The sequence below is a fragment of the Kitasatospora sp. NPDC092948 genome (assembly GCF_044754805.1).
Classification (GTDB): Bacteria; Actinomycetota; Actinomycetes; order Streptomycetales; family Streptomycetaceae; genus Kitasatospora.
In genome coordinates, this window is the sequence record NZ_JBIVPU010000002.1 from 698,788 (window position 1) to 713,725 (window position 14,938).

Below are 14,938 nucleotides of genomic sequence, written 5' to 3' on the forward strand. Positions count from 1 at the left end.
TCCTTCTCAGGCAGCGGTGGCTTCGTCGGAGCAGGGCCAACAGGTGCCGAGCGAGGGCGGGATGACGTACCCCGCGTCCCGCTCGCAGGCGGGGCAGGTACGGCGCGCGGTCATGGCGGCGGCCAACGCGGCGTGCTTGCCGGGGGTCATGGGCCTGACGGGGGCGGCGTCGGCGACGCGGTAGAGGTGGGCGACGCGGCGTCCGCGCCGCCACACGATCTCGCCGACGACGGGCTGTCCGCCGGGCCGCAGGCCCTGTGCGCGGAGCTGTCGGCGGGTGGCCAGGCCGTTCGGGGCGCACTTCCACCGGTAGACCGGCACGGTGGCGGTGGTGCTCGGGGTGAGGGGCACGGGTGCCTCCCTAGGGGGTGGCGGGGGCTGGGCTGTCCGGCCCCCGCACCGCCCGCCCACGGCCGCCGGGTGCGGTCGAGGGTGGGCAGCACGGCCGGTCGGACAGGCCGTCAGGAGCGGTTCCAGCGCTCCCGGGCCTCGGCCTGGATCTCGTCGGCGCGGGCCTCCAGACGGGCGGTGGACTTGCCCCGGGCTTCCTTGCGGGCGATGCAACCGCCGAGCAGGAGCAGGCGGGCGGAGTCGGTGAGGTTGTCGGCGCCGAACTTGTCGGGGTCGAGCACCGAGCGGCGGTCGTTGGCAGCCATGGCAGTTGCTCCTTCGGGTCAGCGGGCGGCGGGGAGCATGGGGAGTTCGGTGGCCGCAAGCGCGAGCGGGTCGAAGCCGGGCAGAGCGGCGCGGGCGGTCATCGCCTCGGCCAGGGCGGCGGCGTAGGCGGTGGCCTCCCGGGCCACCTCGGTCTGGGTACGGGCCCGGATGAGCTCGACCGTCTCGGTGTGGCGGTGCTCGGCGGCCCGCTGAACCATGTGGTGCTGGTTGGCGGTCTCCTCGCGCCGGTCGTGGCGCCAGTACTTCGCGGCCAGGACATAGGCGAGGGTCGTGGCCACCGACCAGAGCAGCAACGGCAGCGCCAGCCCGTCGCTGTAGGCGGCCACCCCTGCGAGGGCGAGGGAGCCGGATGCGGTCAGCGCCATCGCCCCCGTGGTCGCGTCGCCGTGCTCACCCCGGATGGCCGTGATCCCGGCGGCGCCGGAGCCGAGCGCGAGGGCGGCCATCAGCACGGCGTCCCCGGCGGAGTGCTCGGCGCCGTCGGCGTTCCATGTGGCGGACGGTGCCGCGCTGCTCGGGGTAGTAGGTGTGCTCCCCGCAGCCCAGGCAGGTCCACATGTAGGTGGGCTGGCCGGTCTCCAGGACGGTGCCGCTCGGGTAGAGGGCAACCGGCGCGGAGCAGAGGGTGAGGAACACGACAACGGTGCCGGTCGGCAGGCCGGTCACGGGGTCCGTGGGGACGGTCGGGAAGGTCATGGCGGTATCTCCTTCGGGATCTCAGGCGGAGGCAATGAGGGCGGCGGCGGTCTCGAACGCGTGGTGCCAGGCCTGGTCGAGGGCGTAGGCACCGTTCATGCCGAAGTCGGCGAGCCGGACGAAGTTCCCCTTGCCGGTGGCGTCGGCCAGCTTGCGCAGCGGCTCGCGCCGGTCGGCGACGTAGTGCGTGATCGCCGACAGGGTCAGCGCGGCGGCGACCGGACCGGGCCGCAGCCGCACCCAGAGCACCCGGGTGCCGGCCAGCAGCACGGCGGCCTGCGTGGCGGTGTAGGTGGCGACGTGGGCGGCGCAGGCCCGGCGGCCGGCCGCGCTGGACTGCCCGTCGTTGTGGTCGTGCTGGCCCTTGGTGCGGGCCTGGTGGTCGGTCTGGACCCAGTGGTCCGCGACGTCCGAGGCGGCGCGGAGCAGGCAGTGGGCGGCGGCGAACCGGGCGGCGCGAGCGATGTGCACAGCAGGCTCCAAAGAGGTTGTGGTGCGCGGGAGTTCAGACGGCGACGCGTTCGGCCTTGAGGGCGTCGCGCAGGGTGCGGGCACGGTCGGAGGAGGTGCGGACCGCGACGCGGATGCGGTCGGCGGTCAGCTCGCTGTCCTTCCAGTCGGCGGTGGCCGACCGGGCGGCGGTCAGCAGCTCCTCCGGGGAGCGGGCGGGGAGTTTCGTGCGGGCCGACTGCGGGACGGTTCCGGTCGTCCGGCGGGGCCGACTCACCGCAGCTGCAAGGGACTTGACCGGAACCTCGGTCGGCTCGGCCACCGGTTCCGATGTCGGGGCCTCGGCCGATTCCTGGGTCGGCTCGACCGGAGGGATCGGGTCGGGCGCCTCGTACAGCGGAAAGTCGACCTCAGCGTCGGAGGGTTCCGGCAGGTCAGATACCGACCGGTTTGCGCTGCCCTGGGTATTTTCCGCCGATTCGGGCTTATGGTGCAGGGCCTTCGCAACCAGGTCCGACCCGAAGAAGATGGAGCCGACCGGCAGCGAACTGGCGAGCAGCACCAGCGCCCAGTGGGCGGGCGCCCAAGCGGCGAGCGGCACCCGACCGCCACCGTGCAGATTCGGCACGAGACCGTGCACGTAGTTGAGCACCAGCGACGCGGCGGTGTACCCGGCCAGCACCCTCAGCGCGAACCGCCGGTCGGCCTGCGGGAGGACCAGCGCGGCAACCAGGGCGAGGGCCATCAGGCCGTCGACCACCAGCGGGTAGACAGTGGCGGCGGTCGGGTCGGCCCCGATCGCGCTCGCCACGTCCCGCAGCGCGTTCCACGACACCCGGAACGCCATGCCGACCACGGCCAGCAGCCCCAGGACCATCCAGAACTTAGAGGCCCGACTCACGCCGCAACCCCCAGCACCGCCAGCGCCACGTCCCTCCGAGCCTTACGCTCGATCGGGCTCTCGCCGGGCACGCCGGCGAACAGCTCCGAGTCCACGCCCAACGCCAGCTCCGCGAACTCCTCGGCGTTCGCGGCGTGCTGTCCTGCAACAATCGACTTCACGGGTCTACCTCCAGTAGGCGGGTGGCCCGGGGCCGCCGCGCGTTCCTTGGCCGGAGCGCGGCGGCCCGTTTTCGTGGGCCTGACCACTCGTCACTCACGAGCAGCCATGACCGCCGACCCGCCACAGGCAGCACGGATCGGGGACCAAAGACACTCGTTCGTTGATCAGCACACTGTTGAGTTCTCAAGGAACGAACGCTGCCTTCGGGGGGCTTTCACCCCGCCCCTCCGGGCATTCGTGCAGGTCAGAGCAGCCCGAAGAAGGGCCCTCCCTGTCGCTCCCGCTTCTCTCGGTTGCGACACTCACAACATAGACAACCTGCCTAGGTAGGTCAAGAGAGTCATGAGAGTTGGGTCTCTCGCGTCTGTTGGGTGAGTGCTTTAGCATTGGGCCCATGGCCCTTGACCCGGACGACTCGCGCCCCCCGTATCAGCAGGTCAGCAGCTCGCTGCGGGCCTCGATCCTCACGAAGAAGCCCGGATTCGAGACCGGCGACAAACTGCCGTCCGGCCCCGAGCTGGCGAAGCGCTTCGGCGTGGCGCGCGGCACGGTGGACAAGGCGCTCGACCTGCTCCGCACCGAGGGGCTGATCGTGACGCGCCAGGGCAGCGGCTCATTCGTCCGGGAGCGCACGTCACGCCCGGTCGGCCTTCGTCCGCACCTTGAGGCGGCGTTCACTCAGCAGCAAGTGACGCTCGACTTCGCCGGATTCTCCAGCGAGACGCTGCACAGCGCCCTGTCAGAGCCTCTGGACAAGGTGCGTGAGGGGCGGCTGACGCCGGAGTCCATCACCGTCCGATTGCTGCTGCCCGACACCACGGCTCCGATGGCGGTGCCGGTGCTGGTCGACGGGCTGCAAGATGAGGCCGCCCTCCGCGAGCGTGCCCGAGACATCGCGCTCACGGCCGCCAACGGCATCGCTCACTCGGTTGAGGTGCTGGCCGAACTCGGCCTGGTTCAGTCGGCCACAGTCCAGGTGAAGGTGCATCGGGCTTCCAGCTTGTTCAAGCTGTACATCCTCAACCGGTCCGAAGCCTTCTTCGGCTTCTACCCCCTACGAGAGCGGACGGTCTCGATCGGCGACGCGGCGCACACCTTCTACGACGTGACCGGCAAGGACACCACTCTCTTCCACCACGCGGCCGGGCCGGACGACGCTTCCCTCGGGTCGCAGTACGTCCAGCAGGCCCAGATGTGGTTCGACAGCGTGTGGAGCACGATCGCGTACGAGCGTCAGCCGTGACTGCCGCCCTGCAACTCGCTGATGTGCTCCGGCCGGTGAAGCATGTGCTGCTCGACTTCGACGGCCCGGTCTGCTCGGTCTTCGCGGGCCTCCCCGCCCCAGAGGTGGCCCGTCGTCTCCGGGAACGTCTGCTCGCCGACGGCGAGCAGACGCCGGCCGGGGCCGAGCACGAGAACGACCCCCTCGCCCTGCTCCGGCTGGTCTCCGTTGCACGGCCCGACCTGACAGGGAGCACCGACGCGGCACTGACGGCGCTGGAGACCGAAGCTGCCCGCGTCGGGCTGGCGAATACTGGCGGGGAGTCGGTCCTGCGGGCCTGCGCCAGCTCCGGCCGCCTGGTCTCGATCGTAAGCAACAACGCGACCGTGGCCATTGAGACCTACCTCACCGACCACGGCCTCAGTGGTCTCGTGACCGGCGTCTTCGGCAGGATCCCCGGCGATCCCTCGTCTATGAAACCGAGCCCGCGCCTCCTCCTCGACGCAATGACCGCTGCTGGCACTGGCCCGGAGCAATGCGTCTTCATCGGCGATGCCGTCCGAGACGTGGAGGCCGGAGACGCATCAGGCGTGGCCACCATCGGGTACGCCAACAAACCCGGCAAGGACGCGAAACTGGCCGCTGCCGGTGCGGTCGTCATCGTGGGATCCATGCAGCTCATCGCAGACGCGCTGAGCTGATAGGACGCGCACCAGTGTCTTTGCCGGCAGTCACGCGTCATGATGCAAACTGGAGCGGGACCCCCGGACTTCTACTCCGGGGGTCCCGCTCGTAGTGATCAGGCGGTCGTAACCGACTCCGCGAGCTCGCGCCGGATCTTCGCTACCAGCTTCTCCGCAGCACCCTCCCAGGCGTCGCGCCCGGTCAGCGCCTTCTCCTTGACGATCACCTCGCCCGCCTCGTCGTACTGCGCAGGGTCGACCAGAGTGCCGTGGAAGGTGGTCCCGGCACGGGTGAAGTCGATGGTGGCAGCCGCCTCCATCGCCTGCTTGACGGTCACATCGGTGCCATTGGTGACATCGTGGACCGCCGCCGCCAGCGCGTAGATGACGTTGGCGCTGGTCAGCCAGGTCTTTTCGCGCAGCTTGACCACACCGTTCTGAACCGCCAGGACGCTGGCAACGTCGGGCAACGCACCGAACCCGTTCCAGAACGCGGCCATCTTCTGGAGCACGGCCTCGGCCCCGGCGGTGACGATCTCGACTGCGACCGCCTCATCCCAGGCGCGGGTCGAGCGGACCCCGGTCCCGATGAGCATCGTGCCCGTGGCGTACCGGAGCGTCTTGAATCCCATCAGCTTGGGAGAGAGCTTGCCGGGCGAGTCGGTGAGGAACTCGATTCGCTTACCCCCGTCAAAGGCGGGCACGTGCGGGCCCTTGAGGATCTCCTCCAGGAGGATCCTGTTGATCTCCTGGCGGCGGTCCATCGACTGCGCGATGGAGGCATTGAGCGGCTTGGCATTCTGCTGCAGGTCAGTGAAGTCCTGTGCCCTCCGCGCGTGGTCATCGTCCAGCACCACGATCACGGGCTGGCCACTGTCCTGCAGCCGCTCCAGCACATCGTCACCGTGGCGGTGCGCCTCGATCACATCGCCGTAGGCGGAAGTGCGGTGCCCACCATCGCCGACCTTGGCCTTTGCCCCCGGCCGCACATACAGCGTCCCCATGCTGATGGGGGCGTCCTCGTCGTCCGGCACGAACTTGGCGTCATCGGGGCTGTAGTACACGAGGACCGAGTTGAGAACGTAGTCCTCGGTCTCCTCGATGTACTTGGCGATGGCCTGCCGGTGGTTCTTGTCCTCCTTGCGGTTGGTCCCAGTCCCCTGGAGCGGATCCCAGTCGTCACGGCTCCCAACAGTCCCAACGTAGGTGACCGGGCTCATCACAGTAGTGACCATCCGCCGGTTGCCCATCTTGTAGCCGATAGCCGGGTAGGCGACACGCCCATAGGGGATCTTCGGCCGCTGGCGCGCCGTGGTGGCGCTTCCGGTGTCAGTGCTGTCTTCCATGTCGCTCTTCTCCTCGTGTCTGCGGACGCCTTCTACGTCCAACGAGAGACATATTACGCGGAAAATCTCACGTAGTCGAGCATTGGTCTCGCGTACTCTCTGACTACCTTTTGCATTGTTGTGACTACACAGAGACCAATGAACCATGGCGCCGGCGTCCCGCCGTCCGCTTCGCAGCCACTCGGCCGGGCGCAGGCTCCACCGGCCGTGGTCTCAGTTCTGGTCTCATTCACCCCCGTTCGTCGGGGTTCACCGACCCCCAGCAACCCCCTTCCTACCCGGGCCTGGAACCCCGGCGGACCCCACCGAACACCACCGCTCAGCCCTCGAAAGCGTGTGTGGGGGCAACTCCACCGTGGGTTCGAATCCCACCGCTACCGCCGCAGAAGGCCCCCGTCGGGATTCCGACGGGGGCCTTCGTCGTGCTACCGACAAATGACTGTTGTCGATGTCGGGTTGCCGCTACCGTGCAGGCGGCCGGGGGACGGACAACAGGGGGTCGGCATGGCGACAGCATGGTTGGTTCTGGCGGTGGGCGACGACCGCGAGCGCAGTGGCAACGATGGTTACGACGACGACCCGGCGCGGCACTACAGCTGGGACGAGACCGTCCCCAACAGCGGAGGCCCTGCCGTCGGTGACGTGATCGCGCTGTGGGACAAGAAGTCCCTGCTCGGCGTGTCGGTGATCGAACACATCGAGATCGGCCGAGCAGAGAAGGACCGCTACACCTGCCCGCTCCCGAACTGCGGGAAAGGCAGCTTCAAGCCGCGGAAGACGAAGCAACCGGTCTACGTGTGCAAGTGCGGGGGCGCGTTCGACGTGCCCAATTCGCGCCGCGAGGAAGTCACGACGTACCGCAGCCAGCACGACGCCGCGTGGGTCGACATGGCCGGCGCCCTGTCCGGCGCCGTACTTCGATCAATGTGCGACAAGCCCACCACCCAGCACAGCATCCGCAGCATTCGGTGGGAACGACTCCAGGAGGCCCTCGTCGGAGCGGGCGTGACCACGTCGGTGACCATCGCCGAGCAGGCGCGACGCACCATCGCGGGTGGCCATCGTGCGCGGATCGTACGTGCCAGGGTGGGACAAGCTGCGTTCCGCGCACGGCTGCTGGAGCGGCACGGCGCGGTGTGCGCATTCACCGGCCCCGCCCCGGCCTCCGTACTGGAAGCCGCGCACCTCTACAGCTACGCGGCCAACAGCGAGCACCACGACAACGGCGGCATCCTGCTGCGCCGAGACGTCCACCGTCTCTTCGATCTGGGCCACATCGCAGTTGATCCCGGCAACCTGGTCCTGGACCTGGCACCGGAACTGTCCGCCTACCCGGACTATGCGCCGCTGCACGGTGCCGCACCGGCTGTCCCGCTCCAGCACGGCCGCGAGTGGCTGGCGGCGCACTGGGCCCAGCACCGCGGCAACTGACACGGTGACACCTGGGGACCACGGACTGTCTCGAACAGTTCCGCCGACGCGGTCGGATGCCTCCAGGGGTGCTCGAAGCGCTGCGGGCACGCGCAGCACGCCCGTTCGCCGGCCCGTTCCGCAGTGGCGGCCCGTTTCCGGTTGGGGGGGCCGGGGTTGAGGGGATGATGCCCGTATGGGGAGTACGCGGTGGCGCTGGTTGGTGTGGGTCGGGGCCGGGGTCTCGGTGGTCGGGCTGGCGGTGTTCCTGTGGGGGGAGGGGCTGGACCGGGCGAATCAGTGGGCGGGTGTGCTGGGGCTGTTCGTCGGGCTGGCGGGTCTGGTGCTGTCGGTGACGGGCGGGGTGCGCGGCCGGGGCGGCGGGCAGTCCGCGGACGGGGCGGCGGCCGGCGGGTCGGTGCGGATGGTGCGGGACGTGAAGGGCGACGTGGTGATCGGCGGCCGCAGCGCGTCCGGTCCCGTCCCGGAGGCGTCGACGGCGCCCGTCACCGACGCGGCGGGTGACGGCCAGTCGGCGCGCGGGGTCCGTGCGGGCGGCGACGTGAACCTGGTGGACGGGGTGGAGGGTTCGGTGCGGTTCGACGAGCCGCAGCCGTGAGCGGGTTCTGGCGCCGGCTGCTGGGGGCGGACGGCGGCGGCCAGTCCGCGGAGCACGCCACCGCGGGCGGCGACCTGACGATGATCCAGCACGCGCAGAGCGTGCAGATCACGGTGGGCGCCCCGGCGCCGCCCCCGGGCGGCCTGGACGAGGCGCGCCGCCGGCACGCGGTGCGGCTGCGCGAGCGCTACCACCGGCTGGACCTGGAGGTGCTGACCCCGCTGTCGGAGCAGGACGAGCACCCGGCGGTGCACCTGCGCGAGGTGTTCGTCCCGCAGCTGGTGCGGGCCGACCCGCCGCCCGTGGAGCTGCCCCGGGAGCTGCTGAAACGGCTGACCGAGACCGGCGAGCTGGACCCGGACCGGCTGCCGCCGGGCGTGGAGCGGGAGACGGTGCGCCGGGTCCGGGAGGCCTACCGGCGCCGCCCGGCGGTACCGGTGCTGCCGCTGCTGGCCGGCCCGGACGGCCACCGGGCGGTGCTGCTGGGCGACCCCGGGTCGGGGAAGTCCACGCTGGCCCGGTTCCTCGGCCTGGCGCTGACCGAGCCGCTGGTGCACCCGGGCGCGGCCGTCCCGGACCAGGTGGCGGCGCTGGCGGGCCGGCTGCCGCTGATCGTGGAGCTGCGCCGGTACGCGGACCCGGAGTGGCGGGAGCGGACCTTCGAGGACTTCCTGGCGCACCTGCACGGCACCGAGGGCCTGGGCCTGTCGGCGGGCCTGCTGGAGCGTCAGCTGACCGAGCACCCGGCGGCCACCCTGGTGGTCTTCGACGGCCTGGACGAGCTGTTCGACCCGGAGGTCCGGGAGACCGCGAGCCGCCGGATCGCCGCGTTCGCGGCCCGCTACCCGCAGGTGCGGGTGCTGGTGACGTCCCGGGTGATCGGCTACCGGCGGGAGCCGTTGGACGCCGCCGGGTTCAACCACTACATGCTGCAGGACCTGGACGACCGGCAGATCGACACCTTCGCGGCCCGCTGGTACGCCACCGCCGTCCCGGGCGACCCGGTGGAGGCGCAGCGGCTGCACCGGCGGGTGACGGCGGCGGTGGCGTCCTCGGCGCCGGTGCGGGAGCTGGCGGGCAATCCGCTGATCCTGACCATCCTGGCGATCATCGGCCGCCGCCGGGAGCTGCCCCGGGACCGCCGGACCGTGTACGAGCACGCGGTGGCGGTGCTGGTGGAGCACTGGGACCCGAGCAAGTACCTGCAGGACCGGCGGGTGGACGGCGGGATGCCGTACCTGGCGTCCGACGACCGGCTGGAGCTGCTGCGGCTGGTGGCGCGGCGGATGCAGGAGGGCGGCGACGGGATCGCCGGGAACCACATTCCGGGGCGGGTGCTGCTGGCGTCGTTCGAGGGCTACCTGCGGGAGCGGTACGAGCTGCCGGCCGACCGGGCGGCGCCGGTGGCGCGGGCGATGCTGCAGCAGTTCCGGGAGCGGAACTTCATCCTGAGCCGGTTCGGCGGCGAGGTGTACGGCTTCGTGCACCGGGCGTTCCTGGAGTACCTGGCGGCGTCCGACATCGCCTACCGGTTCAACCGGGAGCGTTCGCTGACCGAGGAGCAGCTGCTGGAGGGCGTGTTCGCGGCCCGCTGGCGGGACCCGGCGTGGCGGGAGGTGCTGCTGCTGCTGGCGGGCGAGTTGGACGAGCGGTTCGTCGGCGAGGCGGTGTCGCGGCTGCTGGCGGCGGCGCCGGCCCTGCCGGGTGCGGGCGACCCGGTGCCGGAGTGGCTGGTGCTGGCGGTGCGCTGCCTGGGCGAGGTGCGCAAGCTCGGGCTGGTGACGGCGCAGAGCGAGGCGGTGGTGGACGCCCTGGTGGCGCTGTTCGAGGCGTACGCGGCGGAGGGTTCGACGGTGCTCCCGGGCGACATCGTGGAGGCGCTGGACGGGCTGCGGCCGGTGCTGACCGGGCTGGGGCCGCACTGGGTGGGGCGGGAGCGGTTCCTGCGCTGGTACCTGGTGTACGGGCACCACGCGCAGCGGGAGTCGCCGCTGCTGGCGGTGGGGGCGGTGACGGCGCGGCTGGCGTGCGCGCTGCTGCTGAACGATCCGCGCGGCCCCGCGGTGCTGCGGGCCTGGGCCGAGCACGGCTGGTCGCCGGCGCAGCGGGCGGCGGCGTTCGCGGCGCTGGCGGACGGCTGGGCGGGCGACCGTCGGGTGGGGGCGTTCGTGCGCCGCCGGATCGAGGAGGACCCCGACCCGCTGACCCAGGAGGCGGCGGTGGCGGCGCTCGCGGACGGCTGGGCGGGCGAGGAGGAGAGCGGGGCGTTCCTGCGGGCCCGGGTGGCGGGCGCGCGGGGCGAGAACCGGCTGAACGAGATGCTGGCGCTGGGCAAGGGCTGGGCGTGCGACGGCCCGGCGCTGCAGTTGCTGCGGGAGATCGCGGCCGCCGATCCGCAGCCGGAGCTGCGCGGGCTGGCGGTGTTCGCGCTGACGGTGAACGAGCGGGTGGGCGGTGCGTCGGCGGAGTTCCTGCGCGAGCGGGTGCGCACCGACCGGGATCCGGGGGTACGCGGGCTGGCGTTGCAGGCGATCTGCCTGCGGCCGGCCGAGGATCCGCGCAACGCGCCGTTCCTGCGGCTGCTGGCGGGGGTGGACAAGGATCCGCGGGTACGGATGGCGGCGCTGGCCGGGCTGGCCCGCGGCTGGGCGGGCGACCCGGAGGTGGCGGAGTTCCTGCGGCTGCGGGTCGCCGAGGACCCGGATCCGATGGTGCGCCGGCGGACTCTCGCGGTGCTGGCGCACCGCTGGGCGGGTGACCGGCAGGTGGCCGAGCAGCTGCGCGGTTTCGTCGCGGGGGACGGGCAGCCGGAGGTACGGGTGTTCGCGTTGACGCTGCTCGGCCAGGGCTGGGCGGGCGACCCGGAGGTGGCGGAGTTCCTGTTCGAGCGGGCCCGGGCGGCGGACGGGCACGGCCGGGCGCAGGCCACCGGCGAGCTGGCGGCGCACTTCGCGGACGCCCCGGAGCTGGACGAGTTCGTCCGGCACGAGGCCGTGCACTCGCCGGACCCGCTGGTGCGGGGCGCGGTGCTGACCGCGCTGGCGGACCGGCGTTCGCCGAGTGCGCAGGCCCGGGCGCTGTTCCTGGAGCGGGCGGTGGCGGATCCGGATCCGCGCACCAGGGACTTGGCGCTGGCGGCGGTGGTGCGCTGTTTCGACGGCGAGGAGCGGGCCGGGGTGCTGCTGCTGGCGCGGGCCGCGCACCTGCGGGACGCGGCGGTGCGGCTGTCGGTGCTGCGGGTGCTGCTGGCGCACCGGCCGGGTGATCCGGCGGTGCGGGCGCTGCTGCGGGAGCGGGCGGTGGCGGACACGTCGGCGGCGATCCGGGCGATCGCGCTGCACGCGCTGTCCCGCGACCGGGCGGCCCGGCCGGTCGGGCTGCTGCGCGAGCGGGCGGTGGCGGACGCCGATCCGCTGCCGCGCCGGGTGGCGTTGCGGGCGCTGGTGGCCGACCCGGAGGCGGCGGAGTTCCTGCGGCTGCGGGCGGTGGCGGACGGCGACGAGGAGGCGCGGATCGCGGCGTTGCGGGCGCTGGCGTTCGCGTTCGGGGGTGCGCGGACGGTGGAGCTGCTGGCGGCCCGGGCGCGGGCGGAGCGGCTGCCGGGGGTGGCGGTGGAGGCGGCCCGGCTGGGCGAGGCGCTGCGTACGCCGGGGTCGCCGTGGGCGGCGGACGGCCCCGCGCTTCCGGGCGGTTGACCACCGGGCGTCGGGGATGCGGGGACGGGCCCCTGGGAAAGCGGAGGGGGCGGCAGCTCCGGGGGGACGAGCTGCCGCCCCGGGCGGAGGTCCCACAACCGGGTCCGCGTCGGGGGGAAGCCGCGGTGCCCGGTCCCACAGCGGGGACCTCCGGATCGCCGTACCGGGGATTCCTGCCAGATCCTCGGTACATGAACCATCCTGCCGTGCCGTCGTGGCGGGCACACCCGGACAAAGCCCTGTCCGGGCAGGACCTTCGTCCCGGTGGGTGAACGGGGTCCTCACTCCTTGCGCCGTCCGGTGGATAAGCTGCGGGTGGCAGGGCCGTGCGGGGAGAGGACGGCGGCCCGACTCAGGGAGGCAGGCCCGTTCGATGGCTCAGGCGAAGAAGGTGGCCATGTGGATTGTGGTCATCTTCGTCATCTACACGATCATCACCTCGCCGGTGCGCGCCGCCGAGCTGGTGCAGTCCGGCTTCGTCGGGATCTCGGACGCGGCCAAGGCGGTCGGGTCGTTCATGACCGGACTGGTCCGCTAGTACCGTTTGCGGGGTTCGTCCTTCGGGGGCGCTCCCCGGCCGGGGCGTGCCCTCCTGATCCGCGAGGAGCGGCATCGTGATCCGGCACCTGGTCCTGTTCAAGCTCAACGAAGGCGTCGGCAAGGACGACCCGCGGGCCCTGGCGGGCGCGAAGGCGTTCGCGGAGCTGGGCGCGCTGATTCCGGAGCTGCGCGAGTGGGAGTGCGGCTGGAACACCACCGAGCGGGACATCGCGTACGACTTCGCGATCAACAGCCTGGTCGAGGACCGCGACGCGCTGGCCGCCTACCTGGGCCACCCGGCCCATCAGGCCGCCGCCGGGCAGTGGCGTGCGTTCGCCACCTGGGTGATCGCCGACGTGGAGGTCTGACCGCCCGTCACGCCCCGCCGTACCCGTACGCCACCGCGACCCCCGGCCTGCCGACCCGGCCGGGGGTCGCGGCGCGCTCCGCCGAATGCTGGACAGGGCATCAACACGCCTCTGCCGGGTGCTTGCCCGGCCACAGAGCGACTTGTGATGCTATGACCGGTTTTGACGGAAATTTTGGCGAGGTGGTCCACAAGGGAGGGGTGACGTGTCGGTGCGGACGCAGGGCAGCAGTGCGCCGGAGGACCGGGCCGAAGAGTTGCCGGACCCGGTCGAGCTGGCCGCCCGCCGCCCCGGCGGGCGCGGCGCGATCGACGTCCGGACGCTCACCCGGGTGCTGTTCGAACGACTCGCCGAACTGACGCCCGACGCCCCCGAGCGCACCCGGGTCCGAGCCGCCCTGATCGAGATCAACATCCCGCTGGTCCGCTACGCCGCCACCCGCTTCCGCAGCCGCAGCGAACCGATGGAGGACATCGTCCAGGTCGGCACCATCGGCCTGATCAACGCCATCGACCGGTTCGACCCGACCCGCGGCGTGCAGTTCCCCACCTACGCGCTGCCGACCATCCTCGGCGAGATCAAGCGCTACTTCCGCGACAACGTCCGCACCATGCACGTCCCGCGCCGGCTCCAGGAGCTGTGGGTCCAGGTCAGCGGCGCCATGGAGGAGTTGACGATCGCCCACGGCCGGGCCCCCAAGGTCCCCGAGATCGCCGCCAACCTGCGCATCCCCGAGGAGGACGTCCGGGCCTGCCTGGACGCCGGCCGCGCCTACAACGCCGCCTCGCTGGAGGCCGCCCAGGAACACGAGGGCGGGCTCGCCCTGCTGGACCGGCTCGGCTACGAGGACTCCGCCCTCACCGACGTCGAACACCGCGACATGGTCCGCCACCTGCTGGTCCAACTCCCCGAACGGGAGCGGCGGATCATCATGCTGCGGTTCTTCGCCAACCTCACCCAGTCGCAGATCTCCACCGAACTCGGCATGTCCCAGATGCACGTCTCCCGGCTGCTGTCGCGGATCCTCACCCGGCTGCGCACCGGGAACTCCTGGGAGGAGTAAGCCCGCTGTTCGGGTTTGCCGGGCCCGGTGATCCGGTATTGAGCAGAAGGACACGTCAGTCGGGAACCGCCGGACGGGTGGAACCCGTTCGGCAGGCAGTCGAAAAAGGGGTGGGCGCGTGTTCACAGAACAGGGCAGTGCGGTCATCGAGTCCGTCGTCGTACCGATCCCGGCCCAGGCCGGGCCCGCCGAGGCCCCCGACCGGGCGCTCGACACCCGAACGCTGTCCCGCTCGCTGTTCCGCCGGCTCGCCGTCCTGGAGCCCGACAGCGCCGAGCACGGCTACGTCCGGGACACCCTGATCGAGCTCAACCTGCCGCTGGTCCGGTACGCCTCCGCGCGTTTCCGCAGCCGCAACGAGCCGATGGAGGACATCGTCCAGGTCGGCACCATCGGCCTGATCAAGGCCATCGACCGGTTCGACCCGGAGCGCGGCGTCGAGTTCCCGACCTTCGCCATGCCCACCGTGGTCGGCGAGATCAAGCGCTTCTTCCGCGACACCAGCTGGTCGGTGCGCGTCCCGCGCCGCCTGCAGGAGCTCCGGCTGGCCCTCACCAAGGCCGGCGACGAGCTCTCCCAGCGGCTCGACCGCTCCCCCACCGTCCCCGAACTCGCCGCCTGCCTCGGCGTCTCCGAGGACGACGTGGTCGAGGGCCTGGCCGTCGGCAACGCGTACACCGCGAGCTCCCTCGACTCCAGCCCCACCGAGGACGACGGCGGCGACGGCCCGCTCGCCGACCGCCTCGGCTACGAGGACCTCGCCCTCGAAGGCGTCGAGTACCGCGAGTCCCTGAAGCCCCTGCTCGCCAAGCTCCCGCCGCGCGAGCGCCGGATCATCATGCTGCGCTTCTTCGGCAACCTGACGCAGTCCCAGATCGGCGAGGAGATCGGCATCTCCCAGATGCACGTCTCGCGGCTGCTCACCAAGACCCTCGCCCACCTGCGCGAAGGCCTGACCAGCGAGTGATCAGGGGCTCGGGGAACGGCGAGAGTTCGTGGCGGAGGGGTCAGGGGCCGGCGGCGGCCGTGTTGCGGCGGGGCGAAGACGGGGGACCGGAAACCTCGCGACGCAAAGCGCCCTGTTGATCGCTCGCAGACTCGGCCC

General features: G+C 71.8%; 17 protein-coding genes. 9 read left to right on the forward strand and 8 right to left on the reverse strand.

The window, feature by feature from the left end; translation table 11 throughout:
• Positions 1-6: 6 nt before the first annotated feature.
• The 7 genes from ACIQF6_RS08025 to ACIQF6_RS08055 all read right to left on the reverse strand — a co-directional run bounded on the left by ACIQF6_RS08025 (position 7) and on the right by ACIQF6_RS08055 (position 2,886).
• On the reverse strand, positions 7-351 hold the full coding sequence (locus ACIQF6_RS08025) for an RRQRL motif-containing zinc-binding protein (RefSeq protein WP_400891488.1): 345 nt from the start codon (positions 349-351) through the stop codon (positions 7-9).
• Between the two features lie 110 nt (positions 352-461).
• The gene (locus ACIQF6_RS08030) at positions 462-656 is read right to left on the reverse strand and encodes a hypothetical protein (RefSeq protein WP_400891491.1); all 195 of its coding nucleotides are present in this window, start codon (positions 654-656) and stop codon (positions 462-464) included.
• Between the two features lie 18 nt (positions 657-674).
• Complete coding sequence (locus ACIQF6_RS08035; RefSeq protein WP_400891494.1) at positions 675-1,124, reverse strand: hypothetical protein; 450 nt, start codon at positions 1,122-1,124, stop codon at positions 675-677.
• The gene (locus ACIQF6_RS08040; RefSeq protein WP_400891497.1) at positions 1,069-1,374 is read right to left on the reverse strand and encodes a hypothetical protein; all 306 of its coding nucleotides are present in this window, start codon (positions 1,372-1,374) and stop codon (positions 1,069-1,071) included. Before ACIQF6_RS08040 ends, ACIQF6_RS08035 begins: the two co-directional genes overlap by 56 nt.
• A 21-nt stretch (positions 1,375-1,395) precedes the next feature.
• Positions 1,396-1,845 carry a hypothetical protein gene (locus ACIQF6_RS08045; protein WP_400891499.1) on the reverse strand — a complete coding sequence of 150 codons (450 nt, stop codon included), beginning with the start codon at positions 1,843-1,845 and terminating at the stop codon, positions 1,396-1,398.
• Between the two features lie 34 nt (positions 1,846-1,879).
• Positions 1,880-2,725: a DUF2637 domain-containing protein gene (locus tag ACIQF6_RS08050; RefSeq protein ID WP_400891502.1), complete on the reverse strand. Its 846-nt coding sequence runs from the start codon at positions 2,723-2,725 to the stop codon at positions 1,880-1,882.
• Positions 2,722-2,886, reverse strand: a complete 165-nt coding sequence (locus ACIQF6_RS08055; RefSeq protein ID WP_400891505.1) for a hypothetical protein — start codon at positions 2,884-2,886, stop codon at positions 2,722-2,724. Before ACIQF6_RS08055 ends, ACIQF6_RS08050 begins: the two co-directional genes overlap by 4 nt.
• Before the next feature lie 395 nt (positions 2,887-3,281).
• On the opposite strand from ACIQF6_RS08055, the gene ACIQF6_RS08060 reads away from it, so the two are divergent.
• The gene (locus ACIQF6_RS08060; RefSeq protein ID WP_400891507.1) at positions 3,282-4,130 is read left to right on the forward strand and encodes a GntR family transcriptional regulator; all 849 of its coding nucleotides are present in this window, start codon (positions 3,282-3,284) and stop codon (positions 4,128-4,130) included.
• Positions 4,127-4,810, forward strand: a complete 684-nt coding sequence (locus ACIQF6_RS08065) for an HAD family hydrolase (protein ID WP_400891509.1) — start codon at positions 4,127-4,129, stop codon at positions 4,808-4,810. Before ACIQF6_RS08060 ends, ACIQF6_RS08065 begins: the two co-directional genes overlap by 4 nt.
• Before the next feature lie 98 nt (positions 4,811-4,908).
• On the opposite strand, the gene ACIQF6_RS08070 is transcribed toward ACIQF6_RS08065, so the two are convergent.
• The gene (locus ACIQF6_RS08070) at positions 4,909-6,138 is read right to left on the reverse strand and encodes a DNA sulfur modification protein DndB (protein ID WP_400891512.1); all 1,230 of its coding nucleotides are present in this window, start codon (positions 6,136-6,138) and stop codon (positions 4,909-4,911) included.
• A gap of 531 nt (positions 6,139-6,669) precedes the next feature.
• On the opposite strand from ACIQF6_RS08070, the gene ACIQF6_RS08075 reads away from it, so the two are divergent.
• From ACIQF6_RS08075 to ACIQF6_RS08105, 7 genes are all read left to right on the forward strand, one after another.
• Positions 6,670-7,569: an HNH endonuclease gene (locus tag ACIQF6_RS08075; protein WP_400891515.1), complete on the forward strand. Its 900-nt coding sequence runs from the start codon at positions 6,670-6,672 to the stop codon at positions 7,567-7,569.
• A 175-nt stretch (positions 7,570-7,744) separates the two neighbouring features.
• The gene (locus tag ACIQF6_RS08080) at positions 7,745-8,167 is read left to right on the forward strand and encodes a hypothetical protein (RefSeq protein WP_400891517.1); all 423 of its coding nucleotides are present in this window, start codon (positions 7,745-7,747) and stop codon (positions 8,165-8,167) included.
• Positions 8,164-11,862: a HEAT repeat domain-containing protein gene (locus ACIQF6_RS08085; RefSeq protein ID WP_400891519.1), complete on the forward strand. Its 3,699-nt coding sequence runs from the start codon at positions 8,164-8,166 to the stop codon at positions 11,860-11,862. Before ACIQF6_RS08080 ends, ACIQF6_RS08085 begins: the two co-directional genes overlap by 4 nt.
• 397 nt (positions 11,863-12,259) lie before the next feature.
• Positions 12,260-12,400, forward strand: a complete 141-nt coding sequence (locus ACIQF6_RS08090; protein ID WP_380486435.1) for a hypothetical protein — start codon at positions 12,260-12,262, stop codon at positions 12,398-12,400.
• Positions 12,401-12,476: 76 nt separating this feature from the next.
• The gene (locus ACIQF6_RS08095; RefSeq protein ID WP_400891522.1) at positions 12,477-12,770 is read left to right on the forward strand and encodes a Dabb family protein; all 294 of its coding nucleotides are present in this window, start codon (positions 12,477-12,479) and stop codon (positions 12,768-12,770) included.
• Positions 12,771-12,975: 205 nt separating this feature from the next.
• Positions 12,976-13,833, forward strand: coding sequence for an RNA polymerase sigma factor SigF (locus tag ACIQF6_RS08100; protein ID WP_400891525.1), 858 nt, complete (start codon positions 12,976-12,978; stop codon positions 13,831-13,833).
• A 145-nt stretch (positions 13,834-13,978) separates the two neighbouring features.
• Complete coding sequence (locus tag ACIQF6_RS08105; protein WP_400892192.1) at positions 13,979-14,800, forward strand: RNA polymerase sigma factor SigF; 822 nt, start codon at positions 13,979-13,981, stop codon at positions 14,798-14,800.
• Positions 14,801-14,938 lie beyond the last annotated feature (138 nt).